The sequence below is a fragment of the Pedobacter sp. AC190 genome (assembly GCF_979258025.1).
Genome location: NZ_OZ409824.1, coordinates 101,821 through 123,019, shown reverse-complemented (window position 1 = coordinate 123,019; position 21,199 = coordinate 101,821). Strand labels below are relative to the sequence as shown.

The 21,199-nt window shown below is 34.3% G+C and carries 21 protein-coding genes; 6 read left to right on the top strand and 15 right to left on the bottom strand.

Annotation, left to right across the window (positions count from 1 at the left end; translation table 11 throughout):
- Window position 1: 1 nt before the first annotated feature.
- The 11 genes from ACZZZI_RS00635 to ACZZZI_RS00585 all read right to left on the bottom strand — a co-directional run bounded on the left by ACZZZI_RS00635 (window position 2) and on the right by ACZZZI_RS00585 (window position 10,782).
- Entirely contained in the window at window positions 2–478 is a 477-nt protein-coding gene (locus tag ACZZZI_RS00635; protein WP_463488314.1) for an RNA polymerase sigma factor, read from the bottom strand.
- Between the two features lie 5 nt (window positions 479–483).
- Window positions 484–663, bottom strand: a complete 180-nt coding sequence (locus tag ACZZZI_RS00630; RefSeq protein ID WP_463488313.1) for a hypothetical protein — start codon at window positions 661–663, stop codon at window positions 484–486.
- Window positions 664–728: 65 nt separating this feature from the next.
- Window positions 729–2,396 (bottom strand): beta-N-acetylhexosaminidase, encoded by a 1,668-nt coding sequence (locus ACZZZI_RS00625; protein WP_463488312.1) that lies wholly within the window; start codon window positions 2,394–2,396, stop codon window positions 729–731.
- Window positions 2,397–2,813: 417 nt separating this feature from the next.
- On the bottom strand, window positions 2,814–4,748 hold the full coding sequence (rpsA, locus tag ACZZZI_RS00620) for a 30S ribosomal protein S1 (protein ID WP_316763983.1): 1,935 nt from the start codon (window positions 4,746–4,748) through the stop codon (window positions 2,814–2,816).
- 399 nt (window positions 4,749–5,147) lie between these two features.
- Window positions 5,148–5,477 (bottom strand): type II toxin-antitoxin system RelE/ParE family toxin, encoded by a 330-nt coding sequence (locus ACZZZI_RS00615; RefSeq protein ID WP_463488311.1) that lies wholly within the window; start codon window positions 5,475–5,477, stop codon window positions 5,148–5,150.
- Entirely contained in the window at window positions 5,467–5,673 is a 207-nt protein-coding gene (locus ACZZZI_RS00610; protein ID WP_316763977.1) for a hypothetical protein, read from the bottom strand. The genes ACZZZI_RS00615 and ACZZZI_RS00610 overlap by 11 nt, the downstream gene beginning before the upstream one ends.
- Window positions 5,674–5,697: 24 nt before the next feature.
- Window positions 5,698–6,684, bottom strand: coding sequence for an SH3 domain-containing protein (locus tag ACZZZI_RS00605; protein WP_463488310.1), 987 nt, complete (start codon window positions 6,682–6,684; stop codon window positions 5,698–5,700).
- 141 nt (window positions 6,685–6,825) lie between these two features.
- Window positions 6,826–8,307: a TPM domain-containing protein gene (locus tag ACZZZI_RS00600; RefSeq protein ID WP_463488309.1), complete on the bottom strand. Its 1,482-nt coding sequence runs from the start codon at window positions 8,305–8,307 to the stop codon at window positions 6,826–6,828.
- A 62-nt stretch (window positions 8,308–8,369) separates the two neighbouring features.
- Window positions 8,370–9,200: a 3-keto-disaccharide hydrolase gene (locus ACZZZI_RS00595; RefSeq protein ID WP_463488308.1), complete on the bottom strand. Its 831-nt coding sequence runs from the start codon at window positions 9,198–9,200 to the stop codon at window positions 8,370–8,372.
- 54 nt (window positions 9,201–9,254) lie between these two features.
- Window positions 9,255–9,935: a (d)CMP kinase gene (gene cmk, locus ACZZZI_RS00590; RefSeq protein WP_316763966.1), complete on the bottom strand. Its 681-nt coding sequence runs from the start codon at window positions 9,933–9,935 to the stop codon at window positions 9,255–9,257.
- Window positions 9,936–9,996: 61 nt separating this feature from the next.
- Window positions 9,997–10,782, bottom strand: a complete 786-nt coding sequence (locus ACZZZI_RS00585) for a hypothetical protein (RefSeq protein ID WP_316763963.1) — start codon at window positions 10,780–10,782, stop codon at window positions 9,997–9,999.
- Between the two features lie 162 nt (window positions 10,783–10,944).
- Between ACZZZI_RS00585 and arfB the strand changes: the two genes are divergently transcribed.
- Window positions 10,945–11,355 (top strand): alternative ribosome rescue aminoacyl-tRNA hydrolase ArfB, encoded by a 411-nt coding sequence (gene arfB, locus ACZZZI_RS00580; protein ID WP_344766112.1) that lies wholly within the window; start codon window positions 10,945–10,947, stop codon window positions 11,353–11,355.
- Between the two features lie 2 nt (window positions 11,356–11,357).
- Here the strand turns inward: arfB and ACZZZI_RS00575 are convergent, their stop codons facing one another.
- Both ACZZZI_RS00575 and lon read right to left on the bottom strand, forming a co-directional pair.
- Window positions 11,358–12,305, bottom strand: coding sequence for a lipid A deacylase LpxR family protein (locus ACZZZI_RS00575; protein WP_463488307.1), 948 nt, complete (start codon window positions 12,303–12,305; stop codon window positions 11,358–11,360).
- 93 nt (window positions 12,306–12,398) lie between these two features.
- A complete protein-coding gene (lon, locus tag ACZZZI_RS00570; RefSeq protein ID WP_316763954.1) occupies window positions 12,399–14,870 on the bottom strand; it encodes an endopeptidase La in 2,472 nt (823 codons plus the stop codon).
- A 332-nt stretch (window positions 14,871–15,202) separates the two neighbouring features.
- Here lon and ACZZZI_RS00565 point away from each other — a divergent pair, with 332 nt between their 5' ends.
- Complete coding sequence (locus tag ACZZZI_RS00565; protein WP_316763951.1) at window positions 15,203–15,823, top strand: tetratricopeptide repeat protein; 621 nt, start codon at window positions 15,203–15,205, stop codon at window positions 15,821–15,823.
- 54 nt (window positions 15,824–15,877) lie between these two features.
- Here the strand turns inward: ACZZZI_RS00565 and ACZZZI_RS00560 are convergent, their stop codons facing one another.
- Window positions 15,878–16,405, bottom strand: coding sequence for a hypothetical protein (locus ACZZZI_RS00560; RefSeq protein WP_463488306.1), 528 nt, complete (start codon window positions 16,403–16,405; stop codon window positions 15,878–15,880).
- Window positions 16,405–17,925, bottom strand: a complete 1,521-nt coding sequence (gpmI, locus tag ACZZZI_RS00555; protein WP_424058098.1) for a 2,3-bisphosphoglycerate-independent phosphoglycerate mutase — start codon at window positions 17,923–17,925, stop codon at window positions 16,405–16,407. The genes ACZZZI_RS00560 and gpmI overlap by 1 nt, the downstream gene beginning before the upstream one ends.
- A 288-nt stretch (window positions 17,926–18,213) precedes the next feature.
- Here gpmI and ACZZZI_RS00550 point away from each other — a divergent pair, with 288 nt between their 5' ends.
- From ACZZZI_RS00550 to ACZZZI_RS00535, 4 genes are all read left to right on the top strand, one after another.
- A complete protein-coding gene (locus ACZZZI_RS00550) occupies window positions 18,214–18,558 on the top strand; it encodes a DUF4783 domain-containing protein (RefSeq protein WP_344766116.1) in 345 nt (114 codons plus the stop codon).
- Between the two features lie 89 nt (window positions 18,559–18,647).
- Window positions 18,648–19,490 carry a carboxylating nicotinate-nucleotide diphosphorylase gene (gene nadC, locus ACZZZI_RS00545; RefSeq protein ID WP_316763940.1) on the top strand — a complete coding sequence of 281 codons (843 nt, stop codon included), beginning with the start codon at window positions 18,648–18,650 and terminating at the stop codon, window positions 19,488–19,490.
- 51 nt (window positions 19,491–19,541) lie between these two features.
- A complete protein-coding gene (gene plsY, locus ACZZZI_RS00540) occupies window positions 19,542–20,189 on the top strand; it encodes a glycerol-3-phosphate 1-O-acyltransferase PlsY (RefSeq protein ID WP_344766117.1) in 648 nt (215 codons plus the stop codon).
- A gap of 91 nt (window positions 20,190–20,280) precedes the next feature.
- Entirely contained in the window at window positions 20,281–21,087 is an 807-nt protein-coding gene (locus ACZZZI_RS00535) for a M48 family metallopeptidase (RefSeq protein ID WP_316763935.1), read from the top strand.
- Window positions 21,088–21,199 lie beyond the last annotated feature (112 nt).

Below are 21,199 nucleotides of genomic sequence, written 5' to 3'. Positions count from 1 at the left end.
TTTATTTCCCTGTTAAAAGTGAAGCCAGTTGTTGTTTAATGCGATGAAGTTTAACATTTGTATTATTCCGTGATAAACCAATCATTTCGCTAATTTCTGTATTGTCGAAGCCATCTAAATGCAGCATAATTATACTTCTGTCGATGTCTGTTAGCTTTCGGATGCATCGGTAAAGCCAGTCTGCCCGTTCTGATAATTCTGGAGGTTCGAAATAATAGTCGAACGAATCAGGATTCTTGATTTGAATTTGTTTTTTCTTTTTACTCAAAAAAGAGAGCGAAACATTTAGACTGATTTTGTAGAGCCAGGTAGAGAATTTTGCCTCGCCTTTAAAACGCGGATAGGCACTCCAACTTTGGTAAATAATTTCCTGATACAAATCTTTACGGTCTTCTCCATCATCGGCATAAAGGTTTATCATTTTATAGATAATACCTTTATGTTCTTCCAATTTGTTTAGGTAAGATTTTTCAATCATGTTGCTTATTTACCTTTTAATAAACGATTGGCTTTAGAGTCCTTTTGATAGCGGGCGATATCTCGTATTAAAAATATAACAGCCATCGTTATAAGAAAATATTTTATATACGGAGATGTAGTTTCCAGGCTGGCGATTATAAGTAAAAATCCTGTCAGGCCAAATTTTGAGTTTCGGTTATCCATTGCTTATTAAATTTATTTGAACAGTTAGTAAGCATTGGGCATTAATAAATTACAGAAAATGAAAATTAATTTTCGAGGTAACGCTTGGAATAGGTGATTCCCATTAAATCGTATCTTTTAAACTGTGTTTTCAAGCGTTTTTGAAAATTAGGGTAATTGCGTTTTTCCTTCGGACTCCATAAAATTTCGCTCAAGGCATCTAATCGCGGAAATAATTGATATTGCACTTTTGCTGGATTGGTAATATACTCGCTCCATAAACAACCTTGTCCGCCCCAAATGTATTTTGCCTGTTCTGCATTTAATTCTGCTGGTACTGGTTCGTAGTTGTAAACATCGGCTAGTAAAGATGGTGTACTTGCGGTTAAGCTATCTTCTTTTGCAAATTGACCGTGGTTGAAATACATTTTGTTTTCAGGAGTCATAATGGCTTTATGATTTTGTTTTGCAGCCTCAATACCACCTTTTTCGCCTTGCCAACTCATTACAATAGCATTTGGAGCCAGGCCACCTTGTAGAATTTCGTTCCAGCCGATAATGGTTTTGCCTTTGCTATTTACAAATTTCTCAATCCTTTGGATGAAATAACTTTGCAGTTCACTCTCATTTTTAAGCCCATTTGCTTTCATAATTTGTTGCGAAACCGCTGATTGTTTCCACCAAACTTTCGAAGCCTCGTCACCACCGATGTGAATGTATTGCGATGGGAATAAATCCATTACTTCGGTTAATACGTTTTCTAAAAATTTAAATGTAGTATCTGATGCTTGCAAAACGTTATTGTATTTATTCATCATACCCCAGGTTTGGGCTACCTCATATTTTTTGTTGGGTTCGGTTCCTAATTCGGGATATGCCGCCAGCAAAGCCATGCTATGGGCTGGCATCTCGATTTCTGGAATGATGATGATGTAGCGTTTAGCAGCGTATTCAACTACGTCTTTTATTTGTTCTTGTGTGTAAAAGCCACCATGTTTAAGCCCATCCGTTTTGATCACGGCATCTTTTGGAGTAATATTAATCCCTGTTGGCAAAACCTGATATTTAATGTTTTCATTTCCTTTTCCTGGCCATAATCCAACAATACTACCATCACGCCAGGCGCCAATTTCTGTGAGTTTTGGATATTTCTTAATCTCAATTCTCCAGCCATGATCATCGGTTAAATGCCAATGGAAATAGTTCATTTTATGTAGTGCTAAATAATCGATGTACTGCTTGATAAATTCAACTTCAAAAAAATGGCGACTTACATCCAAATGCATTCCACGGTAATCGAAGCGGGGATAATCTGTAATGGAAACCGCTGGAATTTGAAGCGATGCTGATTTTACATCAGGTAGCAATTGAATTAAAGTTTGTATACCATAAAAAAGTCCATTTTCAGAATTGGCATAAATTATTGTTTGATCGTAGTTGCTTACAAGTTCATATTCGTTCGAACTTTTTAGTAATCGCGTAACTATTTCTAGTTTGATTATATTTTTCTTACTTGTTGAATTTGGGTTAATCCGAAGTTTTAGGTCGTAATATTTTTGAATATAACTTTGTAGAAATAAAGCTGAGTTGGATAAAGAATCACTTGAAATAATTTCTGTGCTTTTATCAATAATAAATTTTTCTGTGCTTAATCCAGTCTTAATATTTACTGGCTGCGGGATAATATTTACTTCTTGAGCAGATAGACTGTTGCAAAAAGCAAATGATAAAAACAAAAAGATAATCTTCTTCATAATAGAATGGTTTTCCTTTTCAAAAGTAGTAATTCTAATCGGATGAAAGTAAAAGGTTTGGGAGAACGAATTATTGATGTTACCTAAACCCGATGGGAGGGAAATCCTTTTTTGTTGTACTTCGACAGGCTCAGCATGACAGGAGTTTAAAAAAAGATTGATCGGACAGCGGGGCAGGAGTTACCGATGAGTGCTGACTTTCGTTTTCAAATTATTTGAACCATTAAGACATTAAGAAAATATAAGCTCATGTCGCTTTTATATTGAAACTGAGATTGCTTCGTCGGCTGAAATAGCTTCATCACAATGATGACCTTCTGAAAATTCAGTGTATTCTGTGTTTCCGTGGTAAAAAATAGGAACAAAAAAATCCCGATAACTTTCGCTATCGGGATTAATATATTTAGTTAAAAAGAACTAGCCTTTTTTAGCTTTACTTTCTTCGCCTTCTAATTGCGATTTCAATTGAGCTAATACGTCTAAATCTCCTAAAGTAGATTTCTCTACAGAATCTTTAACTTTTTTAACTGCAGTTACAGATGCTTTTGCTTCTTTTTTCTTAGTAGCACGTTCTTCTGCTAAAACTTCAGCTTTAACTTCTTCCCAAATACGAGCGTGAGAAACAACGATGCGTTTAGCTTCTTTGTTAAACTCGATAATTTTGAAGTCGTTAGTTTCTTCAGCTTTAACTGAAGTACCATCTTCTTTAACCATGTGTTTAGTTGGTACGAAACCTTCTACACCGTATGGTAAAGCAATAACAGCACCTTTATCAGTTACTTTAACAACTGTTCCTTGGTGAACCGAATCTAAAGTGAAGATCGTTTCGAAAGTATCCCAAGGGTTTTCCTCCAATTGTTTGTGACCTAAACTTAATTTACGGTTATCAACGTCTAATTCTAAAACAACTACGTCTAATACATCACCAACCTTAGTGAATTCGTTAGGGTGGTTTACTTTTTTAGACCAAGATAAATCAGAGATGTGGATTAAACCATCGATACCTTCTTCGATTTCAACAAAAACACCGAAGTTAGTCATGTTTTTAACAGTTGCTTTGTGCTTGCTTCCAACAGGGAATTTAGCAGCAACTTCTTGCCATGGATCGTTAGATAATTGTTTAATACCTAAGCTCATTTTGCGCTCGTCTCTATCTAAAGTTAAAACTTCAGCTTCGATCTCATCACCAACTTTTAAGAATTCTTGTGGATTTCTTAAGTTTTGTGACCAGCTCATTTCAGAAACGTGTATTAAACCTTCAACACCTGGGATGATTTCTAAGAAAGCACCGTAATCTGCAACAGTTACGATTTTTCCTTTTACTTTAGAACCAACTTGAATGTCAGTGCTTAAGTTCTCCCAAGGGTGTGGAGTTAATTGTTTTAAACCTAAAGCGATACGTTTTTTCTCATCATCGAAATCTAAAACAACCACGTTGATTTTTTCATCTAATGATAATACTTCTTTTGGATGCTCTATGCGGCCCCAAGAAATATCAGTAATGTGAAGTAAACCATCAACACCACCTAAATCGATGAACACACCGAAATCAGTAATATTTTTAACAGTACCTTCTAATACCTGTCCTTTTTCTAATTTAGAAACGATTTCTACTTTTTGTGATTCTAAATCGTCTTCGATTAACACTTTATGAGAAACTACAACGTTTTTAAACTCATGGTTAATTTTAACAACTTTGAATTCCATTGTTTTACCAACGTAAACATCGTAATCACGGATAGGTTTAATATCAATTTGAGAACCTGGTAAGAAAGCTTCAACACCCATGATATCAACAATTAAACCACCTTTAGTACGGCTCTTAACGAAACCATTGATGATTCTATCATTTTCAAGAGCCTCGTTAATCGCTTCCCAAGATCTTTGAGTTTTAGCTCTTTTGCGAGAAAGGATCAATTGACCGTTAGCATCTTCTGGTGCTTCAACGAAAACGTCAACTGAATCGCCGATTTTTAAATCTGGTGTATCACGGAATTCTGAAGTAGAAACTAAACCGTCTGATTTAAAACCAACGTTTAATACTACATCTTTGTTGTTAATTGAAACAACGATACCGCTAATGATTTCACCTTTAGTGATTTGATTGAATGTTCCAGCATACATATCTTCAAACTTTTTACGGTCTGCGTCATTGTAATTTCCGAAAACTTTTTCATCTGCATCCCAATCGAAATCTTCCGTTGGTGTTGCTAATGATGATTTGATCGATTCGATCGAAACTGAATCAGCTTCTGATTCAATAGTTTCTTTTTCAGTCAGACGTCCGCCTTCTCCCTGAAGCTCAGCTGTTTTAGCTGCTAATTCTTTTTCTGCTACTTGTTTTTTAGCCATTAATTAATTATCTCCTTTTTTCCCTATTTAGGGACAGCAAAGGTAAAAATATTTTAATTAATAGAAAAGATTTTTTTAATAAATGTTGCTGATTTTTAGGTTATTAGAAAAGTAGTAGCAAGTATTAAGTATCAAGTATCAAGATTGGGTGCAAAAAACAGGCATTTTGGAATTCCTTTCTTTCAGAGCGCCTTCTCCGATATTTTAACAGAGGTGGGTTTTTCTTGCGTATTTTATATAATGATTTGAAAATGAGCATTCAGCAATTCTTCGGTCGAAGCAGTCCTGTTATTCGCTATAGCCCCGAAGAAAAATCGGGGGCTTCCTCTGCTACCAGGTTTATTTTGAATGGACAATCTAAGAAATAAACAATATTAAGCTAATGAATAATGATTTAGACTATTCAGAAATTTCAGCCAACAGCTCTATCAGTTCCTTATCTGAAATATTATCTTTTTCAGATTTATCATAAATAGAAAGTAAATAAACAGTTGAATCAGTTACAATGAAGTTGGTTATAATTCTAGCCCCACCAGATTTTCCTTTGCCTTTTGATGCAATTGCAATTCGAATTTTGTAGCAATTTTTTCCAATTGCGGTGCCTGCAGTAGGATTCTTTTCAAGACTGCTAAACAGGGATGTCATTTCATCCTTTAAAGAGCGGTATTTTTTCGCAAGTTTTTTAAGTTCTTTTCTAAAGCTAGGAACTGCAATTATATTATAAATCATTAAGCAATTCTTCTGCAGATATGCCCTTCAACTTTCCTTGTCGTATCAGCTTCAGTTCTTCCACTGCTTCCTTAATTTCTGCTTTTAAAAGTTCTTTTGGTTCAATAATTGTTTTTGCTTTAACATAAGGAATGCTATTCAATACTTCCATTAACGAAGTCGCTTTATGATCAGGTATTTCGAGTAAAACTTTCATAATATCAAATATACAAATTATAGTCTATTTCTTTGTAAATATCCCTCTGGTAAAACCCTCTCCAATTAGCGTGTTATCATCTCTTATTAAAAGCATGATGGTGTTTTGCTGGTCGTATAATTTAATCATATCACCATCAATAACATATTTAGAGGTAAAAGCCGAGTCAGTATAAGCATCCTGAACTAAAACCGAGTCTTTAGATTTAAAATTAAAGACCTTATACTGTATATCTTCGCTACTGCTAAATGTACCCGAAACCGTTTTTTCTTTTACAAAAGTTATAAAACAGAAGTAACCAATTACCAGTATAACAATTGTAGCAAAAGCAATTAAAAATTTGTTTCCGCTGGCATATTTTAGCGAGAAGTACAAAATAACAATTAGTATCAAGGCAACCACACCGAAGAAAATAATATTTGAATAATTTTCTGCAGATTGAGGTATAGAAGCAGAAACTGCCGCTTTGTTATCAATTGGTTTTAACAGTGGTGAAATTCGAACTAAAAACTCCTTGCTCACCCAACCTTCGCCGTTGGTTACTTTTATTTTAAAGTAACTGGCATCAGCCGAATCAATTACAGCAACATTTTCATTTTCTGGAAGGTAACCAATCACTTTACTTTTTGGATCAGCCTTTTGCCTTACTCTCAAATTGTCGGTTGTAACGCGATAGATTACATCAGCAACAGGCGTAGTAGCAGGGGCTTGGGTTGATGGTGCTGTAGAAGCGGATTGTGGCGTAGCAGGTTGTGGAGCTGCAATCTTTTGAACGAAATCTTTACTTACCCAGCCTTCACCATTTTTTAACTTGATTTTATAGAACTTAGCATTGCTAGCGTCTAAAACCGTTACATTTTCATTTTGCGAAATGTTACCTACTACTTTACTTTTTGGGTCGCTGCTCGCTCTAACACGTAACTGATCGGCGGTCACTTTATAAGTATCTTGTGCTGCTAATCGGTTCGAAAAAAAAGAAAAAGCAAGTAGTAAAAAGAAAATTCTAGTCATAATTTTGGTATTTCTGCAAAGCAAATAAGTAAAATATTGCACCACGCTAAGAGCAAACATCGTGCTAAAGAGCTCCAAAATTAGGAAATACTTTTAATAAGCCTTGTAAAAGAACGGAATCATTTTCAAACGTAATCATGATTACCAACTTCCTCCAGAGCCACCGCCGCCGCTACTACCACCGCCCCAGCTACCACTGCTTGATGATGAGCTGCTTGATGATGAAGAACTGCTGCTACTCGAAGAAGAGGAACTTTCAACAAGCATTGCCAGTACAACAGTTTTAATGAAAATTTCATGGTTGCAATTGGAACATTCCTGAATCTCTTTCCCTTCGCCTTTATTACTGTACGTTGCTCTTCTTACGGTTTCTACTTTAGGTTTTGATAAAGTTTTGAATTTACATTTTGGACATTCACTAAAATCGCTAAAGTTTTCTGCTGGCCAGGCTTTTATTCGGTGCTCTTTGTGATTTTGGCTTTCCCAAATGGCATAATCGTAAACAAAAAGTATTTCTTCCTTGCGTTGACCTTTGTTTAAAAATGGTTTTCCTTCGACATTAATATCTCTATCCACACGGATCATGTTATTATTATTACTATCTAATAATGGTGTAAATCTCGAAGATAACTTACTCCTAGTATTTGCGTTTTTTAAAATCCCGAATAAAACAAGAGGAGAGAGTATTGCTAATGGCCAAACTTTTTTATTTAGTTCTTTAGCTGCATTAAAGAAATTTTCATCATCAACATGCATTTTTCTCAATGTAGAAAGTGCTCCCAAATATCTAAAGAAAAAAAACAGCGATAAGACGATATATATTATTATTGGAATACTGGTTGAGTTTAGCCCGACGTTTTTAAACTCGAATATAAATGCCCAAACAAAAAAAGAAACAAAAGCAATGAGGAATAACCCTCCACAACCACCCGCTAAAGCCTTATCATAGGAGTTTATAGTAATTTTATTTTTTTTAATTTTATAAGAAGGTAATTTCTTTTTGAGGTAAATAAATGCAAGAATGAAAAGCGATATAATAACCCCAGAATAAATTGTGGGGTCTTTCCATTCGTTTTTGCTTTTATTTGTTTCGGCAATTAAAGATTGTATTTCTGCTGAATTATTTGGGTTATTTAAAAAATCGGCAATTGCATTTAGTGAATTTGCAATGCCATCATCATAATTCTGAGTTCTAAATGCAGGCAATAAATTTCTTTCTGCAATATGTTTTAACTTAACATCTGGTAATAAACCTTCTAATCCGTAACCTGTAATAAATCGATATTTTCTTCTGTCAATGGAAGCGAATAATAGCAAGCCATTGTTAACCTCTTTTTTGCCAATTCCCCATTTTCTAAACAATTGCATCCCAAATTCAAACTCATCAAGATTGTCGTCGAAATCTTTTACAACTACAACTGCAATTTCGGTTTTAGTTTGTTTTTCTATACGAGTTATGAGTCTGTTTAACGAATCTACATTGCTTAAAATCCCATCGGGATCGCTTACGTAATAGTCTTGCCCTAATCTCTTTGGGTCGGGAATCTCATTAACATTATATTTTTTCTGAGCGTACGTAGCTAAGCTTACAAAAAACAGTAAGGAGAGTATTAAATTTTTCATCTAAAAAATTATTGTTAAATAGAATAACATTAGTTTTAGGGATGCTGAAAATGAATGGGGAATTATTCTTTAAGTATTTTATCTAATACTTTATTTAGTTTAGTTTTATCCTTCATGTAAGCTTCTAAATTAAAAAGCTTAACCGTTTTAAATTCTATTGGGTGGCTTTCGCTCTGCAACGAAATATAGCCCGATGTTAGTGGTTTACCATCAACTTTAACTTTTGGGTCATAGTTGTTAACACTTCCTCCTCCAATTTGTGGTTTAGTGTATTCTAAAACAACTTCGCCTTCTATAATATGTTTAACAACAGAATCGCCTAAAACCAAAAATTCGGCAGTAACCCATTGGTCGCCAGCGTAAGTTTTAGATTTTGAATCTAAACAGTGTTGGGTAAATAGTTTGCCTTCGAAAACGATGTTTGTTCCAGGGGTACATACATTACTGGTATGTCGATCGTGTTCGCCATCGCCCCCCAAAATTTGTCCTTCAATAGATATAGGAAAATCTTGATCGCGAAGCATAGTTTCTGGAGCTTGACCATGCAGCATGGCGCCGCTATTTCTCCAAGCCCATCCTTCGCCGCCTTTTGCCTGTTCGCCGATAAAACGATAGGTAACTTTTAATAAATAAGCAGAAAATGGCTTTTTATAGAAAATATGGCCGTATTGTTTGTCGAAATCTTGATAACCATCATAGCTTACTTTCATTAAACCATTTTCTACTCGAAAAGTATTTGCGTAATTATCGTTAAAATCGTGTTTAGAGATTTTAACTTTCCAATCTTTTAAATCTTTACCATTGAAAAGATTTATCCAGCCTTTTTGGGCATTTGCCTGGAAAGAAATAGAGATTGTTACTAAGGTAAGAATAAAGAAAATTTTATGTTTCATATTAGCAAACTTGGTTAGCTGCTAAAAATATGAAATTAAATTTAACCCTTTAAATTAATTGTTTAGAAATGGTTGTACCTTTTCTAAAGCAAATGCAAGTTGTTCTTCTTGTGTTAAGTTGGTGTTATCTAAAATTATAGCATCATCAGCCCGCACTAAAGGACTTTCTTTTCTGGTTGTATCGGCATAATCTCTATGTGCTAGATTTTCGAAAACTTCTTCTAAAGTTGTTTCATTATTACCTTTACTTTCTAATTCTTTAAATCTTCGCTCTGCTCTAATTTTTGGGTCGGCAGTCATAAATAATTTCAATGGTGCATCAGGAAAAACTGTTGTTCCAATATCTCGGCCATCCATAACAATGTTTTTTGATTTTCCCATCCGTTGTTGTTGTTTAACCATTTCGTGGCGAACAATTTTATGGGCAGAAACCTCACTTACGTTTTCAGAAACAGGCATCAACCTAATTTCATCAGAAACCTCTTCGCCGTTTAATGTAATATGCGATTCGTAATCTCGTGCATGAAAATTTAATTCGATATGCTTTAAGGCATCGGCTACTTTTAAATCATCAGTAATATCAATATGGTTTCTTAAAAAATATAAGGTTACAGCACGGTACATGGCCCCACTATCTATATATATAAAACCTAATTGCTTAGCTAATGCTTTTGCCAGTGTACTTTTTCCGCAAGATGAATAGCCATCTATAGCTATTACTAAATTTTTTTTCATCGTGCTGCAAAGGTAAAAAATAGAAGGATAACGCTGAACTTTTTAGCGCTTTAAACGATGTTTATTTATCAAATTTAGCTATCCAGACTGCATTGTAAGGATGTAACCATCCTTCATGTTGTAAATACCAGAATAATCCTTCATCAATTCTAAAAGCAAATAAGCCATTAAGCAGGTGATTTGCATTATGAGTTGTATAGTTTTTGCGGTAGCTAAAGTAGGTTATTAGTGTTGCCTTTTTTTGATCGCCTTCATCTGTGATCTCTAAAGTACATGGATCAAAAGCTGCAGCAAACCTGAAGTTACCGTTAAAACGTTCACTCCATTTGTTCCAGGCAACCTCATGTTTACCCTTCCTGTTAATTACAGCCTGAATATCTGGTGCTCTTAAATAATCATTATCATAAAAAATTCTTGTTTTACTTTCTTTAGGAAATAAAAGATAAAAATTTTGAATACTTGCTTCTGGAAAAGGAATAATATCTCCTACAGTTATAATTAACAAGGTACCATAAATCGCTGCCTTTTCTTTAAAGCTTAAATGAAAGCCAGCATTAATTTGCTCTTGAAAAGCCTCTGCATGTTGGTTGTATTGCCTAAGATTATAAGGGGTAGAAAGGATAAAAAGTAAAAAACCTGCGCATAAGGTTATGGTGATAAATCGTCGGTTTTGTTTTCGAAAAAATGAGATAATAGCAAAAATTAAGATTAATGCCAGCCCATAAAATATGTGTAATGAGTAACAATAAGTCCAGATTAATAAGAATAGGAAAACAAAAATGATAATCGAAAATAGTAGAGTTTTTAAAAAACGTAGAAGTTTTTTACCGAAGTTATTTAGTGTCATTGGGACGTTTTTAGCTTGAAGCTTATTTAGATTGATTTTTTGAAGTTAAAATTTCTGGATGAATAAACAAAATCATCAAAATTATAAATATCAAATTTAACATTTTTTGTTATTTTTTTTAGGGATATATTTGATGCTTAAATAAAACGAAATTGTATAGTAATGGTACCTGATAGAGAGCAGATTTTAAAATATGTAACCTTTAAAACTTCTAGAAGCGGAGGGAAGGGCGGCCAGAACGTAAATAAGGTTTCGAGTAAAGTAGAGCTTATTTTTAATATTAACGAAGCTTATTTTTTTAATGAAGATGAAAAGGAACTTTTAAAATTAAGATTAGAAAATCGATTAGATACGGAAGGATTGCTTCATATTGTTTCTCAGGAAGATAGAAGTCAGCTTTTAAATAAAGAAAAAACAGTGGTTAAATTAGTCGAACTTATTAAAAAATCACTCTTAATTCAGAAAAAAAGAAAACCAACTAAAATACCAAAATCGATTATCGAAAAAAGGTTAAAAAACAAAACCGTTAACGCATTTAAAAAGGAACGTAGAAGGAAGCCCAATTTAGACTAAAATTATTGCCCAAATCTGTAGTACAAACTTAATCCTCCATAGTTTTGCGCTTTAGCAACGCTTTTAACTTCTTTAGTTTTAAATATCACGTTAAAATCAGCAGTAAATCTATTCGAACTATAATTTACACCAAATTGCTGCTCGAACACTATTGGTTTAACGCCAAATGTTACTGGACTATCATTATTGAATAGACTTCCCTGAATGGTGGCATCATACGCAACAACATTTAACTGGGGCTTTGCGTAAAAGAAAAATTCGAAATTATTTATTTTTTTTGTTTTTGAATCTCCGATAACGGCGTTGTGATAGGCGCTATTAAATAGTTGGTTTAATTTTCCAGCCCTAAATAAAACCGATGCACCCAAGCCATTAAAAGTTGTTCCTAAATTTGCATAGCCTTGTCCACTAAAATCGACCGCATTATCGCTTGAGCGATGTATTAATTTACTATAACTTGTAGAAAGATTAATTGTTACTTCGTTTTTTATTTGATAATCCCAGCCAGCTGGTGTGTAAAAGCCAACAGTTTTGTGTAAAAACTCTTGAGCATCTTGCGCTAACGAATTCGGGCCAACTGTTCCTAATTCGATACTGGTTTTTAAAACGCTCTCTTTTTTATAGAAAACAGAGTAGGCGGCTCCAGCATACAAATAGCCAGCAAAAGGCCTGTCCTGGTCTTCTCGTTTAGCAACCATTCCCCAATATGGCGTGTAAATCTTTTGCCCAACAGAAATTTCGTAAGTTTTCTTCTCGATATGCTCTCCAAATTTTTCAGGATTTATCGCTCTGCGGTAATAAATAAATAAACCATTTGTATAATATCTATCGTTTAATGTAGCCAGATAAGCATCATTTTCCGTTTTGAAGCCAAATTCGTTTTTAAAATTCTGAGCCTTAGCAGCATCAATAATAAACAATAATAAAAGGGAAGCTAAAATCGATTTCATAAAAAAGCCCGAGGAATTACCTCAGGCTATAAAAGTATCTATTGTAAATGAATTAATTAATCGAAGGATTAAATTAAATTTTAATATTACAAATTAGTTAACAATTGGGGCAGGTTTTATACTTAAATCCAATGGTTTTTTAACCTTATTTTTTAATAATGCCAAATCAATTACTTCACTCATTTCAGAAACGTAGTGGAATTTTAAATCTTTGATATAACTTTCTTTAATTTCTAAAATATCCTTACGGTTGCTTTTGCAAAGAATTATTTCTTTAATATTTGCTCTTTTTGCGGCTAATATTTTTTCTTTAATTCCGCCAACAGGTAAAACCTTTCCTCGTAAGGTAATCTCGCCAGTCATAGCTAAATGTTGTTTTACTTTACGTTGCGTAAACGCTGAAGTTAGAGCGGTAAGCATGGTTATACCGGCCGAAGGGCCATCTTTTGGTGTTGCACCCGCAGGTACGTGAACGTGAACATCCCAGTTATCAAACAAAGTATAATCAATACCAAATTCGTTTGCATGTGCACGTAAATAAGCTAACGCAATAACTGCCGATTCCTTCATTACATCGCCAAGATTACCAGTTAAGGTTAATTTACCTTTACCCGGACTTAAACTAGACTCAATGAACAAAATATCGCCACCTACGCTAGTCCAGGCTAAACCTGTAACCACACCAGCAACTTCATTACCTTCATATAAATCCTTATCATAAATTGGTGCTCCAAGAATTCTTTCTACATCATCGTTGGTTAAAGTAACATTATACTCTTCTTCCATTGCAATTTTTGTAGCAACACCACGAACCAGCGATCCAACTTTTTTCTCTAAACCACGTACACCACTTTCGCGGGTATAATCTTCAATTACTTTTTCGATTAAGGCAGGTTTAAGAATGATGTCTTTCAATTTCAAGCCATGGTTTTCTTTTTGTTTCGGCAATAAGAATTTTTTAGCAATTTCTATTTTTTCCTCAATTGTGTAACCATTTACCTCGATAATCTCCATACGATCTAACAATGCAGGCTGTATCGTACTTAATGAATTCGCTGTGGCGATAAACAAAATGTTCGATAAGTCGTAATCCATTTCTACGTAATGATCGTAGAAAGCATTATTTTGTTCAGGATCTAAAACTTCAAGCAAAGCTGATGAAGGATCGCCACGGTGATCGGTACCTACTTTGTCAATTTCATCCAATACAAAAACAGGGTTATCAGCACCTGCTTTTTTAATTGAAGAAATAATACGGCCAGGCATAGCGCCTATGTAAGTTTTACGGTGACCACGAATTTCAGCTTCATCGCGAATACCGCCTAACGCCATGCGCACATATTTACGGCCCAAAGCTTTCGCTATAGACTTGCCTAAAGATGTTTTACCAACTCCTGGAGGGCCAACCAAACATAAAATTGGCGCCTTCATATTGCGTTTAAGTTTTAACACCGCTAAATATTCAATTATACGTTGTTTAACTTTTTCAAGCCCGAAATGGTCTTTATCTAAAATTCTTTGTGCCCTTTTAAGGTCGAAGTTATCTTTTGTAAATTCACTCCAAGGCAAATCTAAAAGCAATTCCAAATAATTCAATTGTACAGAATAATCTGGCGCCGCTGGATTCATACGCCCTAATTTATCAAGCTCTTTATCGAAATGCGCAAAAACCTCTGCCGACCATTTTTTCTTTTTTGCCCTTTCCTGAAGTGCGTCAAATTCAATATCTGCAGAACTGCCTCCAAGCTCTTCTTGAATGGTTTTTAACTGCTGATTTAAGAAATAATCACGCTGTTGTTTATCTAAGTCGGTGCGAACTTTCGATTGGATTTGATTTCTCAACTCTAACATCTGCAATTCGACCATTAAAAGATCCATAACTTTTTGCGCTCTTTCCAATAAACTGTCCATTTCCAGGATTTTTTGCTTATCAGACATTTCGGCATTCATGTTCGATGAAATAAAATTAATCAGAAATGAATTGCTTTCAATGTTTTTAAGTGCAATACTTGCTTCGCTTGGAATGTTCGGCGAAAGCTGAATAATTTGAGCAGACATTTCACGAATAGAAGCAATCAGGGCTTTAAATTCTTTATCTGTTTTATGCTTCTGCTCTTCAAACTTCTTAACCGAAGCTTTAATATATGGCTCATTTTGAACCTCTTCCAACAAACTAAAGCGCTGTTTACCTTGAATGATAACCGTAGTGTTACCATCAGGCATTTGTAAAAGCTTTATAATGTTTGCAACAGTACCAACGGTATTTAATTGATCAAAAGTTGGATCTTCAATCGAAACATCTTTTTGGGAAACAACACCAATAATCTTATTTCCTTTGTAAGCTTCTTTAATTAGCTTAATGGATTTATCTCTTCCAACTGTGATTGGAATAACTACACCAGGAAATAAAACGGTATTGCGCAGTGGTAGAATGGCCAACACTTCGGGGGTTTCTTCATTATTCATATCTTCTTCGTCTTGTTGAGACATTAAAGGGAAAAATTCGGTATCCTCGTTTATTATTGGCATTGCGCTATTAAAATCAAATATATCTTCTTTACTCATTATTATTATTTGAAACGACAAACTGGCAGTTCTATCGTTGATGATCTGTGTGTTTTTAATCTATATATATTAAATTCAACTCTTGTGCCAAAGTTGTTTTAATTTAATGTTATATTAAAATTGGTATAATGTTATGATAAAAAGGCAGAGAATATAAATTATTCGCCAAATATCATATATCAGGATTTTGAGCGTTAAACCTATTGTTTAATTGATTTAGTGAATGTAAAAAAATTAAACCACTTTATTTTCGAAGAATTGAATATATTGCGTGAATATTTTATGCATTTATTTGCGATGAAATTTTAGATTTGTTAACTTATTACCAGTACATGAACTACATTAAGCAAACCGTTTTAGGTTTAATCATTTTCTCTACAAGTACCAGTTTTGCGCAAAGTAACGATAAAAAAGTTTTGGATGCCATGGTTAAGGGAGATTATAAAACAGCCGTTGTCCAGTTAGAAAAAGCCAATGCCAAAGAACCGAATAATGTAAAAGTTTTACAAATGCTGGGTTATTCTTATTATCAAAATGGTGATTATGAAAACTCAATAACAACTTACAGCAATTTAATTGTTTTAAAACCGACAGAAGTTTCTGCTTATTATTATCGTGGCAAAGCAAGATTAAATGTTGCTAACGACCCTAAACAAGCTTTAAGTACCATGCGTGAGAATTTTTATACTGCCGCTATTAAAGATTTTACTAAAGCAAGCGAATTAAGTGGAGAGGAAGATACTCAAATGCTGCAAAACCGTGGTTTGGCTTATAAAGATTATGCAATTTTTAGATCTTTTAAAGCGAAGAAAGCTGTTGAAAAACAAGCTTGTGTGGCATTATTTAATAATTCTATAGCCGATTTTCAAAAGGTTTTAACTTTACAGCCACTTAGAAAAGATATTATTGATTGGATTACTTATGATAAAGCACAGATTACAAGTTTAAAATGAGTTAAACCAGTTGTAAAGAAAAAGGCTTGAAATTAATTTCAAGCCTTTTTTGTTTTAAAATTTACCAGTAATTTGATAACTTTTTGCATTAAGCAACTTAATTTTTTGATACTTTTTAATTTGATATAAACTATCAGGATAATAAATTAAGGTATCACCAGATAGATACAGGATATTTTTATTGGCAATAATGATTTCAATTTTTTTAACCTTGCCGTCTGTTTTGCTAACCAAAAGATTCTTAACAGGTATCTTTTTATTTGCTGAAGTATAATGCTCGAATGCTAAATTGTTATCTGCCTTAAAACTTCCCTTCCACGATGCTTTGTTAATATCTGCATTCATAAAAATTGCAAACTCTTTTTGCCAGTCTGTAATATGAATTACGCTGGTTTCTGAAGTTCCGTTTACAATAACTTGCTTTTTTACCTGCGGATTTATTTTGTTTAAACGGATGGCTTCCTTTACAAAATATCCTTTTAAATCAAAGTAAAGCAAATCCGTATTCGCTTTTGATGCTTCACGCTGGTTGCAGCCTAACAATCCAAAAGCAAATACAGATAAGATTAATTTTTTATTCATTATACTAAAACGTTACCTGTCATTTCTTCAGGAATGTTTACACCTAGAATTTTTAAAACTGTAGGCGCAATATCACCAAGTTTTCCATCAGCGATGCTTTTATATTCATCATCAATTAAAATACAAGGAACAAGGTTAGTGGTATGCGCTGTATTTGGTGAACCATCTTTGTTTACCATAAATTCTGAGTTACCATGATCGGCCAGTAAAATGAATGAATATCCATTCTCTAAACCTTTGTTAACTACAATTTCAGCACATTTATCTGCAGTTTCAACAGCCTTAATTACGGCAGAGAAAACACCTGTGTGCCCAACCATATCAGGGTTTGCAAAATTTAAACAAATAAAATCAGCCCATCCAGTTTCCATTTCTTTGGTAATGGCATCGGTAATTCCAGCTGCGCTCATTTCTGGTTGTAAATCGTAAGTAGCAACTTTAGGAGAAGGGATTAAAATACGTTTTTCATTTTCAAATTCTGTTTCTCTTCCGCCAGAAAAGAAGAAAGTTACATGAGGGTATTTTTCAGTTTCGGCAATTCGAATTTGATTTTTTCCGTTTCCTGCCAAAACCTCACCAATCGTATGTGATAAATCATCTTTGGTAAAAATTACATTTACCTTCTCAAAACTTTCATCGTAAGTAGTCATGGTTACGTAGTACAATGGCAGCTTGTGCATTTGTTGTTCTGGGAAATCTTTTTGAGTTAAAGCCGTTGTAATCTCACGGCCTCTATCAGTACGGAAATTAAAGCATATTACCACATCATCATTTTGAATAGTAGCAACAGCTTCGCCATTTTCCTGAGTTAGAACAATTGGTTTAATAAACTCATCCGTAACGCCCTCATCATAAGATTTTTTTATGGCAGCTAAAGCATCTTGCGTTTTCTCGCCAACAGCGTTAACCATTACATCGTAAGCTTGCTTTACACGTTCCCAACGGTTATCTCTATCCATTGCGTAATAACGGCCAATCATCGAAGCTAATTTAACATTCGAATTTTGAATGTGATTTTGTAAATCAGTTATAAAACCTAATCCCGAATTAGGGTCGGTATCACGGCCATCTAAAAAAGCGTGAACAAAAGTTTTTTCTACATGGGCTTCACTGGCAGCATCGCATAATGCTTTTAAATGTTCAATATGTGCATGAACACCACCATTCGAAACCAAGCCGATAAAGTGAACGGCTTTATTGTTTTTCTTTGCGTAATCAAATGCACTAACTAAAACTGGATTACTATGTAATTCTCTATCAGCAATAGATTTATTTATGCGCCCAAGTTCCTGGTAAACTACACGGCCAGCACCTAAATTCATGTGGCCAACTTCCGAATTACCCATTTGGCCAGCTGGTAAGCCAACGGCCTCGCCCGAAGCTTCTAACTTAGAGTTTGGGTATTTTTGAATCAATGAATCGAAAAAAGGTGTATTGGCAGCATAAGCGGCGTCAGAATTATCATGTTTTCCGTAGCCCCAACCATCGAGAATAATAAGTGCAAGTTTTTTATTTTTCATTCGTTCTTATTTTTGAGATGATTAAATACATCGTTTTTAAAATAACATGTATTCAATCATTAATTGATTTTTAAAATTAATACGCAGTTTTAAAACATTTTGGTAAATGTTATGTTTTAATCACTCTTTGTAAAGCAAATATAGGTTTATTGATGCTTATACAAATTAAGAAATCCTTTTTTTGATAAGCTAATGGCATAATTTTAGCTACAGGGTTCATTATAAAATACAGAAATGATCCGGAGCTTATTTTTATTCTTAGTAGCAATTACACCAATATATCGTTCCATGGCCTTTCAGGTTGATATTATTGATGATTTATCCTCGTATTTTAAGTCAAGTAACTCAAAGGAAATAGCTAAAAATTTTGCGCCAACTATCGAACTGATTATTATTGATGAGGAAGATGTATACTCTAAAGCACAGGGTGAGCAGATTTTGAAAGATTTTTTTAGTAAGCATCAACCTGTAAAAACAAGTATTTTTCATAGAATTAATAATAGCCAGAATTACAGATTTGGAGTAATTTTATTAAGTACCTCAAAAGAAACTTATCGGGTTTCTGTTACCATGAAAAAATTTAACACAGCTTTTTTAATTACTGAGTTGAGAATAGAGCCTGCTAAGGATTAATCTAAATTTAATTTCCTACCATTTCCGCATCTTCTTTAAGATTGCCTTCTGATAAAAAATTCTTACTTTTGGGCTTTAATACCCGAATTTTGGATAAACAACTTATATCTCAATTTATAAAAAATGCACTTGCCGAAGATGTTGGCGATGGCGATCATACTTCATTGTCAACTATTCCCGCTGGAACAAAAGGTAAGGCTAAGCTTATTATTAAAGAAGATGGAATTTTGGCAGGAATTGAGCTTGCCTTAGCGATATTTGAAGAAGTAGATTCTAATTTAAAAGTTGATGTACTAATTCATGATGGAGCTGATGTTAAAATTGGAGATATTGCACTAACTGTAGAAGGAAGTACACATTCTATTTTGATAGCCGAGCGACTGGTATTAAATTGTATGCAACGCATGAGCGGAATTGCAACAAAAACGAATCGAATTGTTTCCTTACTAAAAGATACCAAAACCAAATTATTAGATACTCGTAAAACAACACCTGGTTTGCGTTATTTGGAGAAATGGGCGGTGAGGATTGGTGGCGGTGTAAACCATCGAATAGGTTTATACGATATGATTTTGATAAAGGATAACCATGTTGATTATGCTGGAGGTATTGAAAATGCTATCAATGCGGCCCGCAAATATCTGGTAGAAAAAAATAAATCATTGCAGATTGAGATTGAAGTGAGGAATATTGGGGAATTAAACGAAGTAATTGAAGCGGGTGGGGCAGATAGAATTATGCTTGATAATTTCAATTATACCGATTTGAAAGCTGCTGTGCAATTAATTGATGGACGTTTTATTACAGAAGCATCTGGAGGTATTACGGAAGAAAATGTTAGCGAATATGCTGCTTGTGGAGTAGATTATATTTCTATGGGAGCCCTTACACACTCTGTGAAAAGCCTTGATATGAGTTTAAAAGCATATTAATCTGTGATTTCATATATAAATAAAAGCTTATTTTTTGTATCATTGTAGGCTATGGTTACGGTTTATTCTCTCACAGCCTTATTAGTTGCTTATCTCTTTGGTTCTATTCCAACAGCGGTATGGCTAGGACAGGCTTTTTATGGTGTTGATGTTAGAGAATACGGAAGTGGTAATGCTGGTGCAACCAACACTTTTCGCGTTTTAGGCAAAAAAGCTGGTATTGCCGTAATGGTTATCGATATAGCAAAAGGCTATACGGCAACTAATCTTGCCTATCTAATCGGCATGTCTGTAACTGGGCCTCAAAATTCCGCACAATTTGTTAATTACCAACTTGCCTTAGGAGTTACAGCCGTTTTGGGGCATTTATTTCCAATTTTCGCTGGATTTAGGGGTGGTAAAGGTGTCGCTACACTTTTTGGAATGATTTTGGCAGTTCACTTCCAGGCATCTATGCTTTGTGTTCTGGTTTTTGTGGTTGTATTGCTTTTAACAAAATATGTTTCCCTAAGTTCGATATGTGCTGGATTTACTTTTCCGCTGAGTATCGTATTTCTATTTCAGGTATCTATAAAATCAGAAGTGCTTTACGGCATGGTGGTTTGTGTTTTGATTCTAGTTACCCACCAAAAAAATCTCGAAAGGTTGCTGAAAGGCAAAGAATCTAAAGTGTACTTGTTTAAAAAGAAAACTAATTAATTAACAAAATACATTTTTTGAAACTTATTTATGCAATTCCTGTTTGTATGGAGGTTGCTGTAAGTAATCATTATCATTAACTACAATTTTTATGAAAAAGTTATTTTTAACGGCTGGTATTGCCAGTGTTTTATTATTCAATTCATGTTCTACTGTGCCATTAACTGGGCGTAGCCGTTTTGATTTGGTTAGTAATGACCAGGTTTTGCCGATGGCTTTTCAAGCATACAGTACTTTTCTTACCGAAAATAAAACTACAGTATTGCCAGCTACAAATGCACAGGCACTAAAAGTTAAAACTATTGGTAGCAGGTTAATTACAGCTGTAAAATCATATATGAATAGTAACAACTATGGTAATTTAATTGCAGATTATCAGTGGGAAGTTAACGTTGTCCAAAACAACGAAAAAAATGCATGGTGTATGCCAGGTGGTAAAATTGTAGTATATACAGGTATTTTACCTGTAACCCAAGATGATGCAGGTTTAGCGACCGTTATGGGGCATGAGATTGCTCACGCTATTGCGGGCCACTCGGCAGAACGAATGTCTAATGAAATGGTAGCGCAAGGATTAGGATCTTTAGCAGGTGCTGCATTATCTAAAAATCCAAAGGTTCAATCTATTTTTAATGCAGGTTATGGAGTTGGTGGGCAGGTTGCAATGTTGAAATTTAGCCGTAATCAAGAATTGGAAGCCGATCGTTTAGGATTAATTTTTATGGCAATGGCTGGCTATAATCCTCAAAGTGCTACAAGTTTTTGGAACAGAATGTCGTCAGCTTCAGCGGGTGCACAAAAACCAGCAGAATTTTTAAGTACTCACCCAAGTGATGCAACGCGTATAGCGCAAATACAAAAATATTTACCTGAAGCACAACAGTATTATAAAAAATAGTTGCAGGTTAAAAGTTAAAAATTTAAGGTTGAAAGTGTAAAACTTTCAGCCTTTTTTAATGTCTTTTTTGGTTTGTAGAAACAGATTCTTAAATCTTTTGTTTCGATTAATG